Origin of the sequence: Frigoribacterium sp. CFBP 13707 (assembly GCF_014842245.1) — a bacterium.
Classification (GTDB): domain Bacteria; phylum Actinomycetota; class Actinomycetes; order Actinomycetales; family Microbacteriaceae; genus Frigoribacterium; species Frigoribacterium endophyticum.
This window is the reverse complement of sequence record NZ_JACYVL010000003.1, coordinates 314,975-337,599: the sequence shown is the minus strand read 5'-3', so window position 1 is coordinate 337,599 and position 22,625 is coordinate 314,975. Positions and strand designations below refer to the sequence as shown.

The following is a 22,625-nucleotide window of genomic DNA, read 5'->3' as shown; positions in this document are numbered from 1 at the left end:
CCATGACCGACCAGCCCACGCCTCCCGCGGACGGCGACGACGACCGCGCCGGCACGACGCTCACCCGAGAGACCGTCGAGCCCGTGGTCGCCCGCGCGCGCTTCGACGACGCCGGCCTGCTGCCCGCGATCATCCAGGACGCCGTGTCGCGCGACGTCCTCATGATGGGCTGGATGGACGCGGAGGCGCTCCGCAGGACCCTGACCGAGGGGAGGGTGACCTTCTGGTCGCGCTCCCGACAGGAGTACTGGCGGAAGGGCGACACCTCGGGCCACGCCCAGTTCGTCCGTGCCGCCGCTCTCGACTGCGACGACGACGCCCTGCTCGTCACCGTCGAGCAGGTCGGGGCGGCCTGCCACACGGGCGCCCGGTCGTGCTTCGACGTCGACCCGCTCGACCCCGTCACCGCCTCCGCCCCGGCCGCCGCGACCGGGCCGTTCGACGGAGCCGCCGCGTGAGCGGGCGCACCTCGACCACCCGGCCGGCGTTCGACGCCCTGCTGCCCGACCACCGGGTGGTGCCGGTCGTCCGTGACCTCTTCGGCGACGGCGAGACCCCGGTCGGCATCTACCGCAAGCTCGCCGCGGGCCGCCCCGGCACCTTCCTCCTCGAGTCCGCCGGGCAGGGCGGCATCTGGTCGCGCTGGTCGTTCGTCGGGGTCTCCTCGTTCGGCGTCCTCACGACCGAGGCCGGGCGCCCGCGGTGGCTCGACCACGGCCTCTCGGAGGAGCGAGCCCTGGGCGGCGCTACCGGGGCGCCCCTCGAGGTGCTGAGCGCGCTCCACGACCGGTGGGCGACCCCGCGCATCGACGGGCTGCCGCCGCTGACCGGCGGGCTCGTCGGCTTCGTCGGCTGGGAGGCCGTCCGTGAGCTCGAGCACCTGCCCGACGCTCCGCCCGCGGAGTTCGAGGTGCCCTCTCAGGCCCTGAGCTTCGTCTCGGAGCTCGTGGCGCTCGACCACCGCACCGGGGCCGTGCTCCTCATCGCCACCGTCCTGGCCGACGGCACCGACGACGCCGACACGCTCTGGGCCGACGCGCAGGCGCGGCTCGACCGCCTGCAGGCGGAGCTCGCGGTGCCCACCGAGGCGCACCTCTCCGACGTCGACCTCACCGTCGAGCCGACGCCGGTCCGCCGCTCGACCGACGAGGAGTACGCGGCCGCGATCGAGCGGTCCAAGCAGTTCATCCGCGACGGCGACGTCTTCCAGGTCGTGGTGTCGCAGCGCTTCGACCACGAGCTGACCGCCGAGCCGCTCGACGTGTACCGGGTGCTGCGCACGCTGAACCCGAGCCCGTACATGTACCTGGTCAGCCTCGCCGACGCGGCGGGGGAGCCCTACTGGATCGTCGGCTCGTCGCCCGAGGCCCTGGTCAAGGTGGAGGGCCGCCGCGTGTTCACGCACCCCATCGCGGGCTCCGCGCCCCGCGGCGACACGCCCGAGGCCGACCTCGCCTTCGCCGACCGCCTCGAGCACGACGAGAAGGAGCGCGCCGAGCACCTCATGCTCGTCGACCTCGCCCGCAACGACCTGCTCAAGGTCTGCACGCCGGGCACCGTCGAGGTCACCGAGTTCATGCAGGTGGAGAGGTTCAGCCACATCATGCACCTCGTGTCGAGCGTGGAGGGCGACCTGGCCCCCGGCCACGACGCCATCGACGCGTTCCGGGCGACCTTCCCGGCCGGCACGCTCTCGGGGGCGCCCAAGCCCCGTGCCCTCGAGATCATCGACGAGCTGGAGCCCGCCCAGCGCGGCGTCTACGGCGGCGTCGTCGGCTACTTCGACTTCGCCGGCTCGGCCGACGTCGCGATCGCCATCCGCACGGTCCTCATCCAGGGCGGCGTCGCCCGGGTCCAGGCCGGGGCGGGGCTGGTGGCCGACAGCGACCCGGTCGCCGAGAACCAGGAGGCGCGCAACAAGGCCGCGGCGCCCCTCCGGGCGGTCGCCGTGGCCAACGCCATGACGAGGCTCCGCTGATGCGGGGCGGGCGCCTGAAGCTCGTCTCGATCCTCGCCGGAGTGCTGTTCGCGGGCCTGGCGCTGCTCGCCTGGACCCAGCCGTGGTTCGACCTGGTGGTCCAGTCGCCGCAGGGCGGGGAGCTCCGGCTCACCGCGGCGGGCGACGTCGCCGCCGCTCCGCTCTCGGCCCTCGCGCTGGCCGTGCTCGCCTCGGCCGGGGCCCTGACGATCGCCGGTCGTGTCTTCCGCGTGGTCCTCGGCGCCCTGCAGGTGCTCCTCGGGGCGAGCATCGCGACCACCGCCTCCGTCGCCCTCGGCGATCCCGTCCGCGCCGCCGGCAGCGCCGTCACCGACGCCACGGGCGTCGACGGCGACGAGTCGCTGCACCAGCTCGTCTCGAACGCGGTGGCGACGCCGTGGCCGGCGGTGGCGCTGGTCGCGGGGGTCCTCGTCGCCGTGCTGGGCGCCTCCGTCGTCCTGCTCTCCGGGGCCTGGCCCCGGGCCGGGCGCAAGTACAGCGCCACGCGGCTCGTCGCCGCCGACCCCGCCGACGACCCGGCCGCCGCCTGGGACTCGCTGTCCGGGGGCGACGACCCCACGGGCGGGAGCGCCGACGAGGGCGTGGACGGCGACGACGACCCCCTGCGGCGTCCTGACCTCCCGGGGCACGACCGGTAGAGTGGGCCCGTCCCGTCTTGATCCAAGGAGCACCGTGAGCACGCAGACGAAGAACGACAGCACCGAGACCGCCGACGACCTCGGCCACGGCAACTCGCCCGCGGCCTGGACGGCCGTCGTGATCATGCTCGTCGCGTTCTCCATCGGCACCGTGGCCTTCTTCTTCGCCGTCGAGTGGGTCGTCTGGGCCGCCGCCGGCCTCGTCGTCGTCGGCCTGGTCGTCGGCCTCGTGCTCAAGCGCGCGGGCTACGGCGTGGGCGGTCACCGCTACGTGCCGAAGGCGCACAACTAGGTGCTCGACGACCTCTTCGCGGGCGCCCTGGCCGACGCCCAGGCCCGCCGCGCCACGCTGCCCCTCGAGCGGGTCGAGGCCGCTGCCCTCGCCCGCCCGCCCGCCCTCGACGCCCGGGCCGCACTGGCCCCGGCCGAGCGCGTCAAGGTGATCGCCGAGGTCAAGCGCGCCAGCCCGTCGCGCGGCGACCTGTCGGCCATCGCCGACCCCGCCTCCCTCGCCGCCGCCTACGCCCGCGGGGGCGCCAGCGCCATCAGCGTCCTCACCGAGGGGCGACGCTTCAAGGGCACGCTCGCCGACCTGGAGGCCGTCCGGGCCGCCGTCGACGTCCCCGTCCTCCGCAAGGACTTCATCGCCGAGCCCTACCAGGTGCTCGAGGCCCGAGCGGCGGGCGCCGACATCGTCCTGCTCATCGTGGCCGGCCTCGAGCAGGCCCGGCTCGTCGAGCTGCACGACCTCGTCCGCCAGCTCGGCATGACGGCCCTGATCGAGACCCACTCGGCCGACGAGGTCGCCCGCGGCCTCGACGCCGGGGCCGAGGTCCTGGGCGTCAACGCCCGCGACCTGGCCACGTTCGAGCTCGACCGCGACCTCTTCGGCCGCCTGTCCGGGCTCGTCCCCGACGGCGTCACCCGCGTCGCCGAGAGCGCCGTGGCGTCCCCGGCCGACGTGGCCCACTACCGCCGGTCCGGTGCCGACGTCGTGCTCGTGGGCGAGGCCCTCGTCACGCACGGCGACCCCGCGGCCGCACTCACCAGCTTCCTGGAGGTCTAGATGGCACTGCGCGACGAGACGGGGCCCTACTTCGGCTCCTTCGGGGGCCGCTTCGTCCCCGAGTCCCTGGTGGCGGCGCTCGACGAGCTCGACGCCGCCTACAAGGCGGCGGCGGTCGACCCCGAGTTCCAGGCGGAGCTCCGGGCCCTGCACGCCACCTACACCGGCCGCCCCTCGATCATCACCGAGGTGCCCCGGTTCGCCGAGCACGCGGGCGGCGCCCGCGTCATCCTCAAGCGCGAAGACCTGAACCACACGGGCTCGCACAAGATCAACAACGTGCTCGGCCAGGCCCTCCTGGCCCGCAAGCTGGGCAAGACCCGGCTGATCGCCGAGACCGGGGCCGGCCAGCACGGCGTCGCCACGGCGACGGCCGCGGCCCTCTTCGGCATGTCGTGCGTCGTCTACATGGGCCAGGTCGACACCGAGCGCCAGGCCCTGAACGTCGCCCGCATGCGCCTGCTCGGCGCCGAGGTGGTCTCGGTCACCACGGGCTCGCGCACCCTGAAGGACGCCATCAACGACGCGATGCGCGACTGGGTCGCCAGCGTCGACACGACGCACTACGTCCTCGGCACGGTCGCGGGTCCGCACCCCTTCCCGGCGATGGTGCGCGACTTCCACAAGATCATCGGCGAGGAGGCGCGTGAGCAGGTGCTCGCCCTCACCGGCGCCCTGCCCGACGCCGTCACGGCGTGCGTCGGCGGGGGCTCGAACGCCATGGGCATCTTCCACGCGTTCCTCGACGACCCGTCGGTCGAGCTCTGGGGCTACGAGGCCGGCGGCGACGGCGTCGAGACCGGCCGCCACGCCGCCTCGATCACGCTGGGCCGGATCGGCAACCTCCAGGGCACGAAGTCGTACCTCATGCAGGACGAAGACGGCCAGACACTCGAGAGCCACTCCATCTCCGCGGGGCTCGACTACCCGAGCGTCGGGCCCGAGCACGCCTGGCTCGCCGAGAGCGGCCGGGCGCACTACGAGCCCGTGACCGACGCCGAGGCCATGGCCGCCTTCAAGCTGCTCACGCAGACCGAGGGCATCCTCCCCGCCATCGAGACGGCCCACGCCCTGGCCGGCACGATCAAGCTCGGCCAGCGCCACCCTGACTGGACGATCCTGGTGTCGATGAGCGGCCGCGGCGACAAGGACGTCGCGACCGCCAGCCGGTACTTCGGGGTCCTCGACGAGGAGGCGCAGCAGCTGTGAGCGACGTCGCCTCCGCCCCCGAGACGGCCAGCAAGGTCTCCGCCGCCATCCGTGCCCGTCGCGACGCCGGCACCGGCGCCGTCATCGGCTACCTCCCGGTCGGCTTCCCCGACCTGCAGACCAGCATCGACGCCGCCGTCGTCCTCGCCGAGAACGGCGTCGACGTCATCGAGCTGGGCCTCCCGTACTCCGACCCCGTCATGGACGGCCCGGTGATCCAGGCGGCGACGCAGCGTGCCCTCGCCGAGGGCTTCCGCGTGCGCGACGTCTTCACCGCGGTGCGCGAGATCACCGCCCGCACCGCGGCTCCGGTCGTGGTCATGACGTACTGGAACCCCGTCGAGCAGTACGGCGTCCAGCGCTTCGCCGACGACCTCGCCGCCGCCGGCGGGGCCGGGCTCATCACGCCCGACCTCATCCCCGACGAGGCGGGCGCCTGGCTCGAGGCCTCCGAGGCCGCGGGGCTCGACCGGGTGTTCCTGGCGGCTCCGTCGTCGAGCGACGCGCGCCTCCGGCAGTCCGTCGAGCGCAGCCGTGGGTTCGTCTACACGGTCTCGACCATGGGCATCACGGGTGCCCGCACCGACGTCGACTCGGCGGCGCACACCCTGGTCGACCGACTGCGGGCCGCCGGGGTCGAGAACGCCTGCGTGGGGCTCGGCATCTCCACGGCGCAGCAGGTGCGCGAGGTCCTCGAGTACGCCGACGGGGCCATCATCGGCTCGGCGTTCGTCCGGGCCCTCGCCGAGGGTGGCCTCGACCGCCTCGCGACCGTCGCCGCCGACCTCTCCTCCGGCGCCGCCGTCCGTCCCTGACGGACGGCCGCGCTAGAGTCGTTCCGCGTCGGCCTGCCGACGTCCTGTCGTTCCCCCTGAAAGGCGCCCCCGCCCGTGTTCGTCCCCCTGAGCATCCCGAGCCCGTCCGCCGACTGGCAGTACTTCGACCTCACGAACTGGATCAACTCGACCTTCGGCGCCTCCGTGCCCGGGTCGCTGCGCATCCACGCCTACGCCATCTGCATCCTCGTGGGCATCGTCGTCGCGGGCCTCATCACGAACCAGCGCCTGCGCGCCCGCGGGGCCGAGAACGGCGTCGTCATCGACGTCATGCTGTTCTGCGTGCCCCTCGGCATCGTCGGGGGCCGCTTCTTCCACGTCGTCACCCACCCCGCCGACTACTTCGCGGGTCAGCCGCTGTGGCACGTGGTCGCGGTGTGGGAGGGCGGGCTCGCCATCTACGGAGCGCTCCTCTTCGGGGCCGTCGGGGTCTGGCTGGGCTGCCGGGCGACGGGTCTGCGGTTCTCGGTCTTCGCCGACTCGCTGGCGCCGGGCCTCCTCGTCGCCCAGGCCTTCGGGCGGCTCGGCAACTGGTTCAACCACGAGCTGTTCGGCACGCCGACCGACCTTCCCTGGGGCCTCGAGATCGAGCAGAGCAACGCCGCGTGGCCCACCGGGCTGCCCGAGGGCACGCTGTTCCACCCCACGTTCCTCTACGAGATCATCTGGATGCTCGCCGGCGTCGCCGTCCTGCTGCTGATCGAGCGTCGCACGCCGCTGCAGTGGGGCCGCGGGCTCGCCTTCTACCTGGTCTGGTACGGCATCGGCCGATCCGTCTTCGAGTCCATCCGCACCGATCCGAGCCTCCTGTTCCTGGGCATCCGCACCAACGTGTGGATGTCGTTCGCGGCGATCGTCCTCGGCGTCGTCATCTGGGTGGTCGCCTCACGCCGTCACACCGGCCGGGTGCCCGGCGCGTACCTCCCCGGGCGGTCGCCGGCCGAGCGTCAGTCTGAGGTAGACTCCTCCGACACGTACACGGAGGACGACGAACCCGAGCTGGTCTCCGCGGGGTCCTCGGCCGACAAGACCGAGACCACGCCACGTTCCTGAGCTCCACGGGGCCGGTGCCGCCACAGGCACCTCCCGCTGACTGCTCACGAGCATCCTCCGCGTCGCACACCGCCTCACGACCGCCACAAGCGGTCCCGGGAAGCCTCTGCTGCGCCGCACGCCAGACGACCACACCTCGTCCGGCCAGCACCGCCGGCGTCTCGCGCTCTCGCGACGACGCCGCCCGCCCGGGCCGACGACGTCCCGACTCGTACAGGATCTCTTCGTGAGGACGGATCACATGGCGCTCACGCCAGCCCACCAGCAGTTCAGCACGGTCCCTGCGGCGCAGGGTCTCTACGACCCCAGCAACGAGAAGGACGCCTGCGGCCTCGCCATGGTCGCCACCCTCCGCGGCACCCCGGGCCACGACATCATCGACGCCGCCCTCGGCGCACTGCGCAACCTCGAGCACCGCGGAGCCATCGGCTCCGACGCCGGCACGGGCGACGGCGCCGGCATCCTCTGCCAGGTGCCCGACGCGTTCCTCCGCGAGGTCGTCGACTTCTCCCTGCCCTCCGCCGGCGAGTACGCCGTCGGCATCGTCTACCTGCCGCTCGACGACCAGGAGCGCGCCGAGATGAAGACCGGCATCGAGCGCATCGCGGACCTCGAGCAGCTCGACGTCCTCGGCTGGCGTGAGGTGCCCGTGCGCCCCGAGCAGCTCGGCACCCTGGCCCGCAACGCCATGCCCGCGTTCGAGCAGGTCTTCGTCAGCAGCCGCCGTCGCGACGCCGACGGGGCTCCGCTCGCGGGCGTCGCCCTCGACCGTCAGGCGTACCGGCTGCGCAAGCGCGCCGAGGCGAAGCTGTCCGCGTACTTCACGTCGCTCGGAAGCCGCACCATGGTCTACAAGGGCATGGTCACGACGCTGCAGCTCGAGCCGTTCTACCCCGACCTCAGCGACGAGCGCTTCGCGTCGAAGCTCGCCATCGTCCACTCGCGGTACTCGACGAACACGTTCCCGTCCTGGCCGCTCGCCCAGCCCTTCCGCATGATCGCCCACAACGGCGAGATCAACACCGTCCGGGGCAACCGCAACTGGATGCGCGCTCGTCAGTCGCAGCTCGAGTCCGAGCTGATCGGCGACCTCAAGCCTCTGCTCCCGATCGTCAGCCCGGGCGCGAGCGACTCCGCGTCGTTCGACGAGGTGGTCGAGCTGCTCAGCCTCACCGGCCGCTCGCTGCCCCACTCGGTGATGATGATGGTGCCCGAGGCCTGGGAGAACCAGGTCGACATCGACCCCTCCCTCCGCGACTTCTACGAGTACCATTCGATGCTCATGGAGGCGTGGGACGGCCCCGCGGCCATCACGTTCACCGACGGCTCCGTCGTGGGCGCGACGCTCGACCGCAACGGCCTGCGCCCGGGTCGGTACCTCGTGACCGACGACGGGCTCGTCGTGCTCGCCAGCGAGATCGGCGTCCTGCCCGAGCTCGACCCCGCGAAGGTCGTCCGCAAGGGCCGTCTGCGCCCCGGAAAGATGTTCCTCGTCGACACCGAGGCCGGCCGCCTGATCGAGGACGACGAGATCAAGGCGGAGCTCGCCGCGTCCGCTCCCTTCGGCGAGTGGCTGGCCGAGGGCCGGATCCACCTCTCCGACCTGCCGGAGCGAGAGCACATCGTGCACACCCCCGCCTCGGTCACCCGGCGCCAGCGCACCTTCGGCTACACCGAGGAGGAGGTCCGCATCCTCCTCACCCCGATGGCGAAGACGGGCGCCGAGCCCCTCGGGGCCATGGGCAGCGACACCCCGATCGCCGTCCTCTCCGAGCGGCCCCGCCTCCTCTTCGACTACTTCACGCAGCAGTTCGCGCAGGTGACGAACCCGCCCCTCGACTCCATCCGCGAGCAGGTCGTCACGTCGTTGGCGCTCGGGCTCGGTCCGGAGAGGAACCTCCTCTCGGCGACCCCCGAGCACGCTCGCCAGGTGATCCTCGACTTCCCGGTCATCGACAACGACGAGCTCGCGAAGATCCAGCACATCGACCCCAGCCCCGGCTCGCGGGTCACGACGACGATCCGCGGTCTGTACCGGGCCGACAAAGGGCCGCGCGCCCTCGAGAAGCGCATCGCTGCGATGTGCAACGAGGTCGACGACGCGATCGAGGCGGGCGCGCAGTTCATCGTCCTCTCCGACCGCGACTCCAACCAGGACTTCGCTCCCGTCCCGTCCCTGCTGATGATCGCCGCGGTCCACCACCACCTCATCCGGACCGAGAACCGCATGAAGGTCGGCCTGATCGTCGAGGCCGGCGACGTCCGCGAGGTGCACCACGTCGCGACCCTGATCGGCTACGGCGCCTCCGCGATCAACCCCTACCTCGCCATGGAGACCTGCGAGAACCTCGTGCGGGCGGGCATGATCACCGGCATAACGCCGGAGGACGCCGTCCACAACCTGATCAAGGCGCTCGGCAAGGGCGTGCTCAAGATCATGTCCAAGATGGGCATCTCCACGGTCTCCAGCTACGCTGCCGCCCAGGCCTTCGAGGCCGTCGGCCTCAGCCAGGAGTTCGTCGACACGTACTTCACCGGCACGTCGACGATGCTCGGCGGGGTCGGCATCGACGTGATCGCGGCCGAGAACAAGGACCGCCACACGAGCGCCTACCCGACCGACGGCTCGGTCATTGCCCACGAGCGCCTCGCGACCGGCGGCGAGTACCAGTGGCGCCGCGAGGGCCCGCGCCACCTCTTCAACCCCGACACCGTCTTCCGACTGCAGCACGCGACCCGGACGCGTCGCTACGACATCTTCCGCGAGTACACCAAGCTCGTCGACGACCAGGCGGAGGAGCTCATGACGCTCCGCGGGCTCTTCACCTTCAAGCACGGCGTCCGCACCCCGGTGCCGCTCGACGAGGTCGAGCCGATCGAGTCGATCGTCAAGCGGTTCTCCACCGGGGCGATGAGCTACGGCTCCATCTCGAAGGAGGCGCACGAGACCCTCGCCATCGCGATGAACCGCCTCGGCGGCAAGTCGAACACCGGCGAGGGCGGCGAGGACGTCGAGCGGCTGCTCGACCCCGAGCGGCGCAGCGCGGTGAAGCAGGTCGCCTCGGGCCGCTTCGGCGTCACGAGCATGTACCTGACGCACGCGACCGACATCCAGCTCAAGATGGCCCAGGGTGCGAAGCCCGGCGAGGGCGGCCAGCTCCCGCCGACGAAGGTCTACCCGTGGGTCGCCCGTACCCGCCACGCGACCCCCGGCGTCGGCCTCATCTCGCCGCCGCCGCACCACGACATCTACTCCATCGAAGACCTCAAGCAGCTGATCTTCGACGTCAAGCGGGCCAACCCGGCCGCGCGCGTCCACGTCAAGCTGGTGAGCCAGTCCGGCATCGGAGCCGTCGCGGCGGGCGTCACGAAGGCCCTGGCCGACGTCGTGCTCGTCTCGGGCCACGACGGCGGGACGGGCGCCAGCCCCCTCAACTCGCTCAAGCACGCGGGCACCCCGTGGGAGATCGGCCTCGCCGAGACCCAGCAGACGCTCATGCTGAACGGCATGCGCGACCGCGTGGTCGTGCAGGTCGACGGCCAGATGAAGACCGGCCGCGACGTGGTCATCGCCGCGCTCCTCGGCGGGGAGGAGTTCGGGTTCGCGACGGCCCCGCTGATCGTCGAGGGCTGCATCATGATGCGCGTGTGCCACCTCGACACCTGCCCGGTCGGCGTCGCGACCCAGAACCCGGAGCTCCGGGCCCGCTTCTCCGGCAAGCCGGAGTTCGTCGTGAACTTCTTCGAGTTCCTGGCGCAGGAGGTCCGCGAGATCCTCGCGTCGCTCGGGTTCCGGAGCCTCGACGAGGCCATCGGCCGCAACGACGTCCTCGACGTCGACCGCGCCGTCGACCACTGGAAGGCGTCGGGCCTCGACCTCGCCCCCGTCCTCGTCGGCCCGACCTTCGACGACGACGAGCCCCGCCGCAACCTGCGGGGCCAGGAGCACGAGCTGGACCAGCACTTCGACGTGGCCCTCATCGCGAGGAGCGCCGACGTGCTCGAGAACGGCGGCCACGTCGAGATCGACCTCCCCATCCGCAACACCGAGCGCGCCGTGGGCACCATGCTCGGCCACGAGGTCACCGTCCGGCACGGCGAGAACGGGCTGCCCGAGGGGAGCATCGAGGTGACGCTGACCGGGTCGGCCGGCCAGTCCCTCGGAGCGTTCCTGCCCTCCGGCATCACGCTCCGCCTCGAGGGCGACAGCAACGACTACGTCGGCAAGGGGCTCTCCGGCGGGTCGATCGTCGTCCGTCCCGACCGCGCGAGCACGTTCGTCGCGGAGGAGAACGTGATCGCCGGCAACGTGATCGGCTACGGGGCGACCCGGGGCAGCATGTTCATCCGTGGGATCGTGGGTGAGCGCTTCCTGGTCCGCAACTCCGGCGCCAGCGCCGTGGTCGAGGGCGTGGGGGACCACGCGCTCGAGTACATGACCGGCGGCCTCGCCGTCATCCTCGGCGACACGGGCCGGAACCTCGGGGCGGGGATGTCGGGCGGCACGGCCTACGTGCACCGGCTCCGCCCGGAGAGGGTCAACACGGAGTCGCTCGCCTCGGGCGAGCTCCAGCTCCACGACCTCGGCAGCGCCGACGTCGAGATCCTCTCCGACCTGCTCGCCCGGCACCTCGCCGAGACGGGCTCCCCGGTCGCGGAGCGCATGCTCGCGGACCTCGAGACGACCGTCTCCGAGTTCGTCAAGGTGCTGCCCCGCGACTACGCCGCCGTCCTCGCCACCCGGCAGACGGCCGTCGACGAGGGTCTCGACCCCGATGGCGACGAGACCTGGAAGAGAATCCTGGAGGTGACCGGTGGCTGATCCGAAGGGGTTCCTCAAGACCCAGAAGCGCGAGCTCCCGAAGCGTCGTCCCGTGTCCGTGCGGCTGATGGACTGGAAAGAGGTCTACGAACAGCAGGAGAGCGGCGAGCTCCGTCGCCAGGCCGGCCGCTGCATGGACTGCGGCGTGCCGTTCTGCCACCAGGGCTGCCCGCTCGGCAACCTGATCCCGGAGTGGAACGACCTGATGTGGCGCGGCGAGGGCCGCCAGGCCGTCGAGCGCCTGCACGCCACGAACAACTTCCCCGAGTTCACCGGCCGGCTCTGCCCGGCGCCCTGCGAGTCGTCGTGCGTGCTCGGCATCAACCAGCCGCCCGTGACCATCAAACAGGTCGAGGTCAGCATCATCGACCAGGCGTTCCAGTCGGGCTGGGTGACTCCGCACCCCCCGGAGCGCCTCACCGGCAAGACCGTCGCCGTGGTCGGCTCCGGGCCCGCGGGCCTCGCCGCCGCCCAGCAGCTGACCCGCGCGGGGCACACCGTGGCCGTCTACGAGCGCGAGGACCGGATCGGCGGCCTGCTCCGCTACGGCATCCCCGACTTCAAGATGGAGAAGAAGCAGATCGAGCAGCGGCTCGCTCAGATGACCGCCGAGGGCACCCGCTTCCGCGCCGGCGTCGAGATCGGTCGCGACATCACCTGGGACGACCTGCGCGCGCGCTACGACGCCGTCGTGGTCGCCACCGGGGCGACGGTCCCGCGCGACCTGCCCATCCCGGGTCGCGACCTCTCGGGCATCCACTTCGCCATGGAGTACCTGGTCCAGCAGAACAAGGCCGGGGCCGGCGACACGGTGAGCGACCAGATCACGGCCGAGGGCAAGCACGTCGTCGTCCTCGGCGGCGGCGACACGGGCGCCGACTGCATCGGCACGGCACACCGCCAGGGTGCCCTCTCCGTGACGAACCTCGCGATCGGCCAGCAGCCCCCGGAGGAGCGCCCCGAGGCCCAGCCGTGGCCCATGTTCCCGACCCTGTTCGAGGTGGCCAGCGCGCACGAGGAGGGCGGCGAGCGCATGTACCTCGCCTCCACCGTGGAGTTCCTGCGCAACGAGGTCGGCGAGGTCCGCGCCATCCGCGTCGCGGAGACCGAGTACGTGGACGGTCGTCGCGTGCCCCGCGCGGGCACGGAGCGGGAGATCCCGGCCGACCTGGTGCTGCTCGCGCTCGGCTTCACGGGCCCGGAGCGCGACGAGCTCGAGGCGCAGCTGCGGCTGCCCTTCGACGGCCGCGGCGTCCTCGAGCGCGACGCCCGCTACCAGACGACCCAGCCGGGCGTCTTCGTGACGGGCGACGCCGGTCGTGGCCAGTCGCTGATCGTCTGGGCCATCGCCGAGGGCCGGGCCACCGCCTCCGCCGTCGACGCCTACCTGGAGGGCACGACCGTCCTGCCGTTCCCCGTGAAGCCGACGGATCGCTCCCTCTCGGTCTGAGTCCGTCCACCAGCGGGAATAGGGTGGTGGCACGGGCCGGATCGTCCCACCACCCTCACCCCACCAGTAAGGAACCCATGAGACGCGCAAAGATCGTCGCCACCCTCGGGCCGGCGACGTCGAGCTACGAGAACATCCGAGCGATCATCGACGCAGGTGTCGACGTCGCGCGGATGAACCTCAGCCACGGCAGCTACGACGTCCACGAGGGCGTGTACGGCAACGTCCGCCAGGCCGCCGACGACGCGGGGCGGCCCGTCGCCGTCCTGGTCGACCTCCAGGGCCCCAAGATCCGCCTCGGCAAGTTCGCCGACGGCCCCCACGACCTCGCCGTCGGCGACGTCTTCAAGATCACCGTGGAGGACGTCCTCGGCACGAAGGAGCTCTGCGGCACGACCTTCAAGGGCCTCCCGCAGGACGTCGCCCCCGGCGATCCGCTGCTCATCGACGACGGCCGCGTCAAGCTGCGCGTCCTCGAGACCGACGGCACGGTCGTGACGACCGAGGTCGTCGTGGCCGGCACCGTGTCGAACAACAAGGGCATCAACCTGCCCGGCGTCGCGGTGAACGTGCCGGCCCTCTCCGAGAAGGACGAGGCCGACCTGCGCTGGGGCCTCCGCCTCGGCGCCGACTACATCGCGCTCTCGTTCGTCCGCGACGCCGACGACGTCACCCGCGTGCACGAGATCATGGCGGAGGAGGAGCGACGCGTCCCCGTCATCGCCAAGATCGAGAAGCCCCAGGCGGTCGACAACCTCGAGGCCATCATCGAGGCCTTCGACGGCATCATGGTCGCCCGCGGCGACCTCGGCGTCGAGCTGCCCCTCGAGGCCGTCCCGATCGTGCAGAAGCACGCGGTCGAGCTGTCACGCCGCATGGCCAAGCCCGTCATCGTCGCCACGCAGATGCTCGAGTCGATGATCTCCAGCCCGATCCCGACGCGGGCGGAGACGTCCGACGTCGCGAACGCCGTGCTCGACGGCGCCGACGCCGTCATGCTGAGCGGCGAGACGAGCGTGGGGGAGTACCCCGTCATCACGGTGCAGACCATGGCCCGGATCGTCGCCTCGACGGAGGAGCACGGTCTCGAGCGCATCCAGCCGCTCGGCACCCGCCCGCGGACCCAGGGCGGGGCCATCACCCTGGCCGCCGCCGACGTCGCCGAGTTCGTCGAGGCGAAGTTCCTCTGCGTCTTCACCGAGTCGGGCGACTCCGTGCGACGCATGTCGCGCCTCCGCCACCCCATCCCGATCCTGGCCTTCTCGCCCAACGAGGCGACGCGCCGTCGCATGGCCCTCAGCTGGGGCGTGCGCTCGTTCCTCGTCGAGAACGTCACCCACACCGACGCGATGTTCGACCAGGTGGACGACATCCTGCTGGGGAACGACCTCTGCGCCGCCGGCGACAAGGTCATCGTGATCGCCGGGTCCCCTCCCGGGATCGCCGGCTCCACGAACGACCTCCGGGTGCACCGAGTGGGCGACGCCCACGGCGAGGCGGCTCCGGCCTACGCGGCCAAGACCCCGCCGCCCGTCTCCTAGGCGGCACCGCACCGACCGTGAGGCCGGGCCCGAGAGGGCCCGGCCTCACGGTCGTCAGGGGGCCGGTCGACGAGGTCGATCGCCGAGGAGGTCTTCCTCTCGTCCGCCGGGCCCCGCAGTCGACGGGCGTAGTCTGCGCCCATGCCCGTCCCTCCCGGTCACCCCCGGTGCTTCCGCCTCGACGGGCGGCTGTTCGTCGTGCCCACCTGGAGCGACGTCTCCGTGGCCGAGGCCCGGGACGCCTTGTCGAGGTCGCTCTCGGTGACGCGCCGTCCTCCACGGGGCCCACGCCGACGTGAGCGCTGGGGCCCGACCGGGGCCGTGGTCGGAGCGGGGGCGATCCTCGTGGTCGCGGTGGCGGCGTGGGAGGTGACCTCCTTGGTCGGGCTCGCGGCGACGAGCGCCTCGGGGGCCCTGGTCGGGGGAGTCCTCGCCGTCGGCGTTCGACGGCTCTTCGTCGACGCGGGTGCTGGCGCCGCACTGTCGTCAGCGAGCACGGGGGAGGCGATGAGCGAGTCGACGCGCTCCGGAGGGGAGCGGGACACCAGGGTCGCGGCGGTGGAGGTCCCCGACGACGTCGCGGCGGCCGCCCCCGACGACGCGACCGGCGACGAGCTCGCCCTCTGGTCGGCTCTGGTCATGAGGTACCGCGACGCCCGCGAGGCACTGCTCAGCGGTGCACGTCCCGGCTCCGCGGCGGACGACGCCGACACTGATCCCGCGGACGCCACGGCACGCATCCGCCGGGCCGAGGCCGACCTCCGATCAGCGGAGGCGGACTACGAGCCGGTCGCGCGACTCCTCGGGCTCCCTGCCCCCTGAGGCCGCGGCCCGTCTGGCCCCGAGCGGCCGAGGGCATGCAAGAAGCCCCGACCTGCCGGAGCAGATCGGGGCTTCGTGTCGCTGACGACCAGGTCGTCGGCTGTCGGCGTCTCAGTGGACGCCGCCGAGTCAGATGACGCGGATGTTCTCGGCCTGGAGGCCCTTGTTGCCCTGAGCGGTCTCGAACTCGACCTTCTGGTTCTCCTCCAGGTTGCGGTAGCCGTCGCCGGCGATCGCGGAGAAGTGCGCGAAGACGTCAGTGGATCCGTCGTCGGGGGTGATGAAGCCGAAGCCCTTTTCGGAGTTGAACCACTTAACGGTACCTGTAGCCATTTTTCTTGTTCCTTCAATCAGAGTTGTCGATCCCGACTTCGGGATCGCTCGTCGCGGTGCCTTTTTGTCCGCTCCCTCTGAGAACGCCGCAGCCAGACCGTGCCCCTCGAGAGGAGCTCGCCCCGGCACGTCGCGAGATACAAATGCGTAACACAACAACCAGTCACTCCAGCGTAGTGCACGAGACCCCCGAGAACACCAACTCGGCCGACAAAGTCGTGGACGGGACCGACTCGGACAGTGCGCGTCGCTCACCGGACAGTGAACGAACCACGGCCAGGAGCGCAGGACACGCCCGGCCCAGAGGGGCGGAGGCGGGCCGCCGACGTCGCGAGGACGACTCGGTGCGGCCTGGTCGCGACGGTGCCGGATGCGGGGGTCGAACCCGCACGCCCTCTCGGACAGAGCATTTTGAGTGCCCCGCGTCTGCCATTCCGCCAATCCGGCTCACGACGACCGGGTCGAGAATACCGTAGGCTCTGCTTCGTGAGTGACCAGGAAGCAACCTCAGCAGCACCCCGTCGCGTCGTCGTGGCCGAAGATGAGTCCCTCATCCGGCTCGACATCGTCGAGATCCTCCGCGACAACGGATTCGAGGTGGTCGGCGAGGCCGGAGACGGCGAGACGGCTGTCGCCCTCGCCACGGAGCTCCGCCCGGACCTCGTCATCATGGACGTCAAGATGCCCAAGCTCGACGGCATCTCCGCCGCCGAGACGCTCAGCAAGAACCACATCGCCCCCGTGGTCCTCCTGACGGCCTTCAGCCAGAAGGAGCTCGTCGAGCGGGCGAGCGAGGCCGGCGCGCTGGCCTACGTCGTCAAGCCCTTCACCCCCAACGACCTGCTGCCCGCGATCGAGATCGCCCTCTCGCGCTACACGCAGATCATCACCCTCGAGGCCGAGGTCGCCGACCTGGTCGAGCGCTTCGAGACCCGCAAGCTCGTCGACCGGGCCAAGGGCCTCCTCAACGAGAAGATGGGCCTCACCGAGCCGGAGGCCTTCCGCTGGATCCAGAAGGCCTCGATGGACCGCCGTCTGACCATGCACGACGTGGCGCAGGCCATCATCGAGCAGCTCAGCGCGAAGAAGTAGCTTCACCCGGCTTCCCTCGACGAAGGGCCCGCCCCCACGGGGCGGGCCCTTCGTCGTCGAGGGGCGCCGAGCTCAGCCGCGGGAGTCGGTGAGGTAGTTCGTGATGCGGACGGTCGAGAGCAGCCGCCCGTCGTCGTCGGTCATGACCACCTGGTGCGTCGTCAGCGTGCGCCCGAGGTGGACCGCCGTGCACGTGCCGGTCACCCAGCCCGTCGCGGCCGATCGGCTGTGGCTGGCGTTGAGCTCGATCCCCATCGCGAGGCGCCCCGCTCCCGCGTGCACGTTCGCGGCCACGGAGCCGAGGGTCTCCGCCAGCACGACGTGCGCCCCGCCGTGCAGGATCCCCACCGGCTGCGTGTTTCCGGCGACTGGCATCCGCCCGACGGCCCGCTCCGCGCTCATCTCGAGGATCTCGATCCCCATCTTCTCGGCCAGGGCGCCGACGCCCCGGCGACGGAACAGCTCCACGGCCTCGTCGCTGAGCACCGCCTCGGAGGACACGGTGCGGTCGGCGTCGGAGGCGGGCGCGGCAGGACGGGGGGAGGCGGGGGTCGCGTCGGTCACGGGGCTCCGGTCGATCGGGGGTCGGCCCCGGCGGAGCACGTGCTCACGGACTCAGAGGCACGGACCCGGAGGCACGGACCCGGAGGCGCGGCCCGGAGGCGCGGCCCGGACGACCGGGGAGCCTGTCGGACCCGGCCGCTAGGCTGACGGGGTGTCGGACGAAACGAAGCCTACCCTCCTGGTCATCGACGGTCATTCCCTGGCGTTCCGGGCGTTCTACGCCCTGCCCGTCGACAGCTTCGTGAACCGGGAGGGCCAGCACACCAACGCCATCCACGGCTTCATCTCGATGCTGCTGAGCTTGCTCAAGGCGGAGAAGCCCACCCACCTCGCGGTCGCGTTCGACATCTCCCGCTTCTCGTTCCGCACCCGCGAGTACCCCGAGTACAAGGGCACGCGGTCGGAGACCCCGGTCGAGTTCGTGGGGCAGATCCCCCTCCTGCAGGAGGCCCTCCACGCGATGGGCATCACGACCATCACGAAGGAGGACTTCGAGGCCGACGACATCCTCGCCACCCTAGCCGTGCGCGGTCGCGGCGACGGCTACCGCGTCCTCGTGGTCTCCGGTGACCGCGACGCCATCCAGATGGTCAACGACGACGTCACCCTCCTCTACCCGTCGGCGCGCGGCGTCAGCGAGCTGACCCGCTACGACCGCGACAAGGTCTTCGAGCGGTACGGCATCGAGCCCCACCAGTACCCGGAGGTCGCGGCCCTCGTCGGCGAGACCAGCGACAACCTCATCGGCGTCGACAAGGTCGGCGAGAAGACCGCCGTCAAGTGGATCACCCAGTACGGCAGCCTCGACGAGGTCATCGCGCACGCCGACGAGATCAAGGGCGTCGTCGGCGGGAAGCTCCGCGAGCAGAAGGAGCGCGCGATCCGCAACCGCCGCCTGAACCGCCTGGTCACCGACGTCGAGCTGCCCGTGGGCCCCGCCGACCTCGAACGCCGCCCGGTGGACGACGAGGCCGTCCGCGAGCTCTTCGACAAGCTCCAGTTCCGCACGCTGCTCGAGCGCGTGCTCAAGCTCAGCGAGGGCGAGGGGCCGGCCCGTCCCGACGGCTCCGCCGAGGGCACGGTCGTCGCCGCGCCGGCGGGCCTGCCCGTGGTGCGCACGCTGGTCGACGAAGAGCTGGCTCACTGGCTGCGGAAGAACGCCGCCGACCCGTCCTCCCCCGTCGGCCTCGCCGTCGAGTACGGCGCCGACGGCGTGGTCGGCCTGGGCATCTCGTCGCACGACGAGTCCGCGTACGTCCCGTGGGCCACGGGCCGCGGCGACTACGTGGCCCTCGAGGCCTGGCTCGACGACGCGTCGCCGAAGGTCCTGCACGACTCGAAGCGCGCCTACAAGGCGCTCTCCCGGGCGGGCCTCCGCCTCACCGGCATCGTCGGCGACACGCGCGTCGCCGCGTGGCTGCTCCGGCCCGGCCGCACGTCCTTCGCCCTGACCGACCTCGTCTACGAGCAGCTGGGCGAGACGCTCCCCGTCGCCGACCCGAACCAGCTCGTCCCGGCCGACGAGCAGGTCAGCGTCGCGACGGAGGCCTGGTACACGCTCCGCCTCTCCGAGTCCCTCACGGAGGCGCTCGACGAGGGGTCGCGGTCCGTCCTCATCGATCTCGAGCTGCCGCTCGTGCCCGTCCTCGGCGACATGGAGCTGACCGGGGTCGCGGCTGACCGCGACGCACTGGTCGCCCTCTCCAGCCGCCTCGCCGAGAGCGCCGGCGGGTTCGCCGCGGCGGCCTTCGCGGAGATCGGGCGCGAGGTCAACCTCGGCTCGCCCAAACAGCTCCAGGAGGTGCTCTTCGAGCAGCTCGAGATGCCCCGCACCCGGGCCACCAAGACGGGCTTCTCGACCGACGCCGCCTCGCTGGCCGACCTGCAGGAGAAGCACCCGCACCCGTTCCTCGGCCTCCTCCTGCAGCACCGCGACGTCACGAAGCTCCGGCAGATCATCGACACCCTCGAGAAGTCCATCGCCGACGACGGCCGCATCCACACGACCTACGACCAGACGGGCACGACGACGGGGCGCATCTCGTCCGTCGACCCGAACCTCCAGAACATCCCGGTCAAGGCCGCCGTGGGCCGGGAGATCCGGTCGACCTTCGTCCACGGGCCCGAGTACGAGACCCTGCTGACGGCCGACTACTCGCAGATCGAGATGCGGATCATGGCGCACCTCTCCGGCGACGAGGGGCTCATCGAGGCCTTCGCGGCGGGGGAGGACCTGCACCGCTTCGTCGGGGCGCGGATCTTCCACGTCGAGCCCGCCGACGTCACGCCCCTCATGCGCACGAAGGTCAAGGCGATGTCGTACGGACTCGCCTACGGCCTCAGCGCCTTCGGCCTGTCCAAGCAGCTGCGCATCGAGAGCGGCGAGGCGAAGCAGCTGATGACCGACTACTTCGCGCGCTTCGGCGCGGTCCGCGAGTACCTGCGCAACGTCGTCGAGAAGGCCAGGGAGGACGGCTACACCGAGACGATCTTCGGCCGCCGCCGCCCGTTCGCCGACCTCAAGTCGCCCAACCGGGTGCTCCGCGAGAACGCCGAGCGCGCCGCGCTCAACGCCCCGATCCAGGGCTCGGCGGCCGACATCATGAAGCGCGCGATGCTCGGGGTCCGGGCGGAGCTCGACCAGCGGGAGATGGCGTCGCGCGTCCTGCTCCAGGTCCACGACGAGCTCATCGTCGAGGTCGCCTCCGGCGAGGTCGACGTCGTCCGCGACATCGTGGAGCGCCGGATGAGCGGCGCGGCCGAGCTCCGGGTCCCGCTCGACGTCAGCGTCGGGCTCGGCGAGAGCTGGGACGCGGCCGCGCACTGACGTCACGCCCTCCGGAGCCTGATCCGCGACTCCCCTGCGTACTGGGCGTGGGCGCAGCCACGGCCCTGGCCCTGTGCGGGGCCTGATCTGTACCCCGAACCGGGCACGATCGGACACGACACGCCCGGGGAGCTTGACCTCCGGACCCGAACGGACTTGTATGACTCCGCCGGTCACGACCGGCGGGGCCGCGCCCCACCATCGCGCCCCCTTCCCGAACCCCCCTCGCGAGCCAGCACGTCCGACAACGGAGTCCCGATCCATGTACGCACCCGAGCGTCACCAGCAGATCCTCGACACGGCGCGTCAGCGCGGCCGCGTCGAGGTCGCCGGCCTCGCCCGGGAGCTCTCCGTCACGCCGGAGACCGTGCGTCGCGACCTCACGGCCCTCGAGCGGCGGGGCGTCCTGCGCCGCGTGCACGGGGGAGCGATCGCCGTCGAGCGGCTCGGCATCGAGCGCCCCGTCGCCGACCGCGTGGGCTCGGCGGCCGTCGAGAAGGAGCGCATCGCACGGGCCGCCCTCGACGAGCTCCCCGACGGGGGCTCCGTCATCGTCGACGCCGGCACCACCACCGTGCGGTTCGCCGAGCTCCTGCCGGACGACCGCGAGCTCACCGTCGTCACGCACTCGCTCGCGGTGGCGAACGCCCTCGTGGGCCGACCGACGATCACGCTCCACCTCCTCGGCGGGCTCGTCCGGGCCAGGACCCTCGCCGCCGTCGGCGAGTGGACGCTGGCCCAGATCGCCGAGGTCTTCGCCGACGTGGCCTTCATGGGCACGAACGGCATCTCGGCCGAGCGGGGCCTCACCACGCCGGACATCGCGGAGGCGCGGGTCAAGAAGGCCCTGATGGCCGCCTCCCGGCGCACCGTCGTCCTCGCCGACCACTCCAAGTTCGGACGCGAGGACTTCGCGAGGGTCGCTCCCCTGAACGAGGTCGACACCGTCGTGACCGACGGCGCGGTCGACGCGGACCTCGCCGACGACGTCGAGCGCTCCGGCCCCCGCGTGCTGATCGTGTGACGCGCCCCGCGCGTCCCGTCGCCCCGCCCCCCGACTCCCACCCCACCGCACCACCGCACCCTGCAGCACCGCACCACCCCACCCGCACCCCCATCGACACTCCGCAGTGAGCACGAAGGAGAACTGACAACCATGTCCGAATTCACCCCCACGGTCTCCGGGACCGGCGTCCGAGCGCGCGTCCAGCGCTTCGGAGGCTTCCTGGCGGGCATGATCATGCCGAACATCGGCGCGTTCATCGCCTGGGGCCTCATCACCGCCCTCTTCATCCAGACCGGCTGGACCCCGGTGCCCCAGCTCGGCGGCTTCGGCGAGATGTCCGACGGCACGCCGTGGCCCGGCCTCGTCGGTCCCATCATCAAGTACCTGCTGCCGATCCTCATCGCCTACACGGGCGGTCGCATGATCCACGGCCAGCGCGGTGCCGTCATCGGCGCCGTCGGCGTCATGGGCGTCATCGTCGCGACCGACGTGCCGCAGTTCCTCGGCGCCATGATCGTCGGCCCCCTCGCCGCCTGGCTGCTGAAGCAGTTCGACAAGCTCGTCGACGGCCGCATCAAGTCCGGCTTCGAGATGCTCGTCAACAACTTCTCGCTCGGCATCATCGGCGCCGCCGTGGCGGTCGGGGCGTTCTTCGGCCTCGCCCCCGTCACGACCTGGCTGACCGGCGTGTTCGGCTCCGGAGTCGACTTCCTCGTCGAGCGCGGGCTGCTCCCGCTCGCGTCGATCATCATCGAGCCCGCCAAGATCCTCTTCCTCAACAACGCGATCAACCAGGGCGTGCTGACCCCCCTCGGCGGCATCGAGTCGCAGGAGACCGGCAAGTCGATCCTCTTCATGCTCGAGTCGAACCCCGGCCCGGGCCTCGGCATCCTGCTCGCGTTCCTCTTCTTCGGACCGCGCGCCATCCGCCCCTCGGCCCCGGCCGCGATCGTCGTGCACTTCTTCGGCGGCATCCACGAGATCTACTTCCCGTACGTGCTGATGAAGCCCGTGCTGCTCGTCGCCGCGATCCTCGGCGGCGCCACCGGCATCACGGTCTTCTCGCTCTTCGGCGTCGGCCTGGTCGGCCCCGCCTCGCCGGGCAGCATCATCGCCTACACGCTCGTCGCCGCCCGAGGGGACATCCTCCCGATCTACCTGGGTATCCTGCTCTCGGCTGCGGTCTCGTTCGTCGTCTCCGCCTTCCTCATGGGCTTCGGCCGCAAGGAGAACCGCGAGGCGGCCGCCGAGGACGCGGCAGCGCAGGAGCAGGCCCTGGCCGACGCACAGGCGGCCACCGCCGCCAACAAGGCCACCAGCAAGGGGACGTCGGCACCGACGTCCAACTGACACCGCGGGGGGCCGGC

The 22,625-nt window shown here is 71.7% G+C and carries 18 protein-coding genes and 1 tRNA gene; 16 read left to right on the top strand and 3 right to left on the bottom strand.

Features of this window, described 5'->3' with window-relative positions; translation table 11 throughout:
- The first annotated feature begins 2 nt into the window (after window positions 1-2).
- From hisI to IFT45_RS08490, 12 genes are all read left to right on the top strand, one after another.
- A complete protein-coding gene (hisI, locus tag IFT45_RS08545) occupies window positions 3-458 on the top strand; it encodes a phosphoribosyl-AMP cyclohydrolase (RefSeq protein WP_082514356.1) in 456 nt (151 codons plus the stop codon).
- Window positions 455-1,978: an anthranilate synthase component I gene (locus IFT45_RS08540; RefSeq protein ID WP_185232645.1), complete on the top strand. Its 1,524-nt coding sequence runs from the start codon at window positions 455-457 to the stop codon at window positions 1,976-1,978. The genes hisI and IFT45_RS08540 overlap by 4 nt, the downstream gene beginning before the upstream one ends.
- The gene (locus IFT45_RS08535; RefSeq protein WP_056054741.1) at window positions 1,978-2,637 is read left to right on the top strand and encodes a Trp biosynthesis-associated membrane protein; all 660 of its coding nucleotides are present in this window, start codon (window positions 1,978-1,980) and stop codon (window positions 2,635-2,637) included. Before IFT45_RS08540 ends, IFT45_RS08535 begins: the two co-directional genes overlap by 1 nt.
- Before the next feature lie 34 nt (window positions 2,638-2,671).
- The gene (locus tag IFT45_RS08530) at window positions 2,672-2,929 is read left to right on the top strand and encodes a DUF6704 family protein (RefSeq protein ID WP_056054745.1); all 258 of its coding nucleotides are present in this window, start codon (window positions 2,672-2,674) and stop codon (window positions 2,927-2,929) included.
- Window positions 2,930-3,703: an indole-3-glycerol phosphate synthase TrpC gene (gene trpC, locus IFT45_RS08525; RefSeq protein WP_056054748.1), complete on the top strand. Its 774-nt coding sequence runs from the start codon at window positions 2,930-2,932 to the stop codon at window positions 3,701-3,703. It abuts the gene before it with no gap.
- On the top strand, window positions 3,704-4,912 hold the full coding sequence (gene trpB, locus IFT45_RS08520; protein WP_167259173.1) for a tryptophan synthase subunit beta: 1,209 nt from the start codon (window positions 3,704-3,706) through the stop codon (window positions 4,910-4,912).
- Window positions 4,909-5,727 (top strand): tryptophan synthase subunit alpha, encoded by an 819-nt coding sequence (gene trpA / locus IFT45_RS08515; RefSeq protein WP_056054751.1) that lies wholly within the window; start codon window positions 4,909-4,911, stop codon window positions 5,725-5,727. Before trpB ends, trpA begins: the two co-directional genes overlap by 4 nt.
- 75 nt (window positions 5,728-5,802) lie before the next feature.
- Complete coding sequence (lgt, locus tag IFT45_RS08510) at window positions 5,803-6,801, top strand: prolipoprotein diacylglyceryl transferase (RefSeq protein ID WP_056054754.1); 999 nt, start codon at window positions 5,803-5,805, stop codon at window positions 6,799-6,801.
- A 241-nt stretch (window positions 6,802-7,042) separates the two neighbouring features.
- Window positions 7,043-11,623 carry a glutamate synthase large subunit gene (gltB, locus tag IFT45_RS08505; protein ID WP_192127653.1) on the top strand — a complete coding sequence of 1,527 codons (4,581 nt, stop codon included), beginning with the start codon at window positions 7,043-7,045 and terminating at the stop codon, window positions 11,621-11,623.
- Window positions 11,616-13,073, top strand: a complete 1,458-nt coding sequence (locus tag IFT45_RS08500) for a glutamate synthase subunit beta (protein WP_056054757.1) — start codon at window positions 11,616-11,618, stop codon at window positions 13,071-13,073. The genes gltB and IFT45_RS08500 overlap by 8 nt, the downstream gene beginning before the upstream one ends.
- Before the next feature lie 77 nt (window positions 13,074-13,150).
- Window positions 13,151-14,614, top strand: coding sequence for a pyruvate kinase (gene pyk / locus IFT45_RS08495; RefSeq protein WP_167259177.1), 1,464 nt, complete (start codon window positions 13,151-13,153; stop codon window positions 14,612-14,614).
- Between the two features lie 141 nt (window positions 14,615-14,755).
- Window positions 14,756-15,436 (top strand): hypothetical protein, encoded by a 681-nt coding sequence (locus IFT45_RS08490; protein ID WP_192045699.1) that lies wholly within the window; start codon window positions 14,756-14,758, stop codon window positions 15,434-15,436.
- 129 nt (window positions 15,437-15,565) lie between these two features.
- Here the strand turns inward: IFT45_RS08490 and IFT45_RS08485 are convergent, their stop codons facing one another.
- Both IFT45_RS08485 and IFT45_RS08480 read right to left on the bottom strand, forming a co-directional pair.
- Entirely contained in the window at window positions 15,566-15,769 is a 204-nt protein-coding gene (locus IFT45_RS08485) for a cold-shock protein (protein ID WP_056054766.1), read from the bottom strand.
- Window positions 15,770-16,133: 364 nt separating this feature from the next.
- Window positions 16,134-16,216, bottom strand: a tRNA-Leu gene (locus tag IFT45_RS08480).
- A 39-nt stretch (window positions 16,217-16,255) separates the two neighbouring features.
- On the opposite strand from IFT45_RS08480, the gene IFT45_RS08475 reads away from it, so the two are divergent.
- Window positions 16,256-16,861, top strand: coding sequence for an ANTAR domain-containing response regulator (locus IFT45_RS08475; protein ID WP_055797432.1), 606 nt, complete (start codon window positions 16,256-16,258; stop codon window positions 16,859-16,861).
- 72 nt (window positions 16,862-16,933) lie between these two features.
- Here IFT45_RS08475 and IFT45_RS08470 read toward each other — a convergent pair whose 3' ends face one another.
- Complete coding sequence (locus tag IFT45_RS08470; protein ID WP_082514462.1) at window positions 16,934-17,284, bottom strand: PaaI family thioesterase; 351 nt, start codon at window positions 17,282-17,284, stop codon at window positions 16,934-16,936.
- 292 nt (window positions 17,285-17,576) lie between these two features.
- Here IFT45_RS08470 and polA point away from each other — a divergent pair, with 292 nt between their 5' ends.
- The 3 genes from polA to IFT45_RS08455 all read left to right on the top strand — a co-directional run bounded on the left by polA (window position 17,577) and on the right by IFT45_RS08455 (window position 22,608).
- The gene (gene polA / locus IFT45_RS08465) at window positions 17,577-20,252 is read left to right on the top strand and encodes a DNA polymerase I (protein ID WP_192045700.1); all 2,676 of its coding nucleotides are present in this window, start codon (window positions 17,577-17,579) and stop codon (window positions 20,250-20,252) included.
- 262 nt (window positions 20,253-20,514) lie between these two features.
- The gene (locus IFT45_RS08460; RefSeq protein ID WP_192127652.1) at window positions 20,515-21,276 is read left to right on the top strand and encodes a DeoR/GlpR family DNA-binding transcription regulator; all 762 of its coding nucleotides are present in this window, start codon (window positions 20,515-20,517) and stop codon (window positions 21,274-21,276) included.
- 132 nt (window positions 21,277-21,408) lie between these two features.
- Window positions 21,409-22,608 (top strand): PTS mannitol transporter subunit IICB, encoded by a 1,200-nt coding sequence (locus IFT45_RS08455; protein ID WP_167259181.1) that lies wholly within the window; start codon window positions 21,409-21,411, stop codon window positions 22,606-22,608.
- Window positions 22,609-22,625 lie beyond the last annotated feature (17 nt).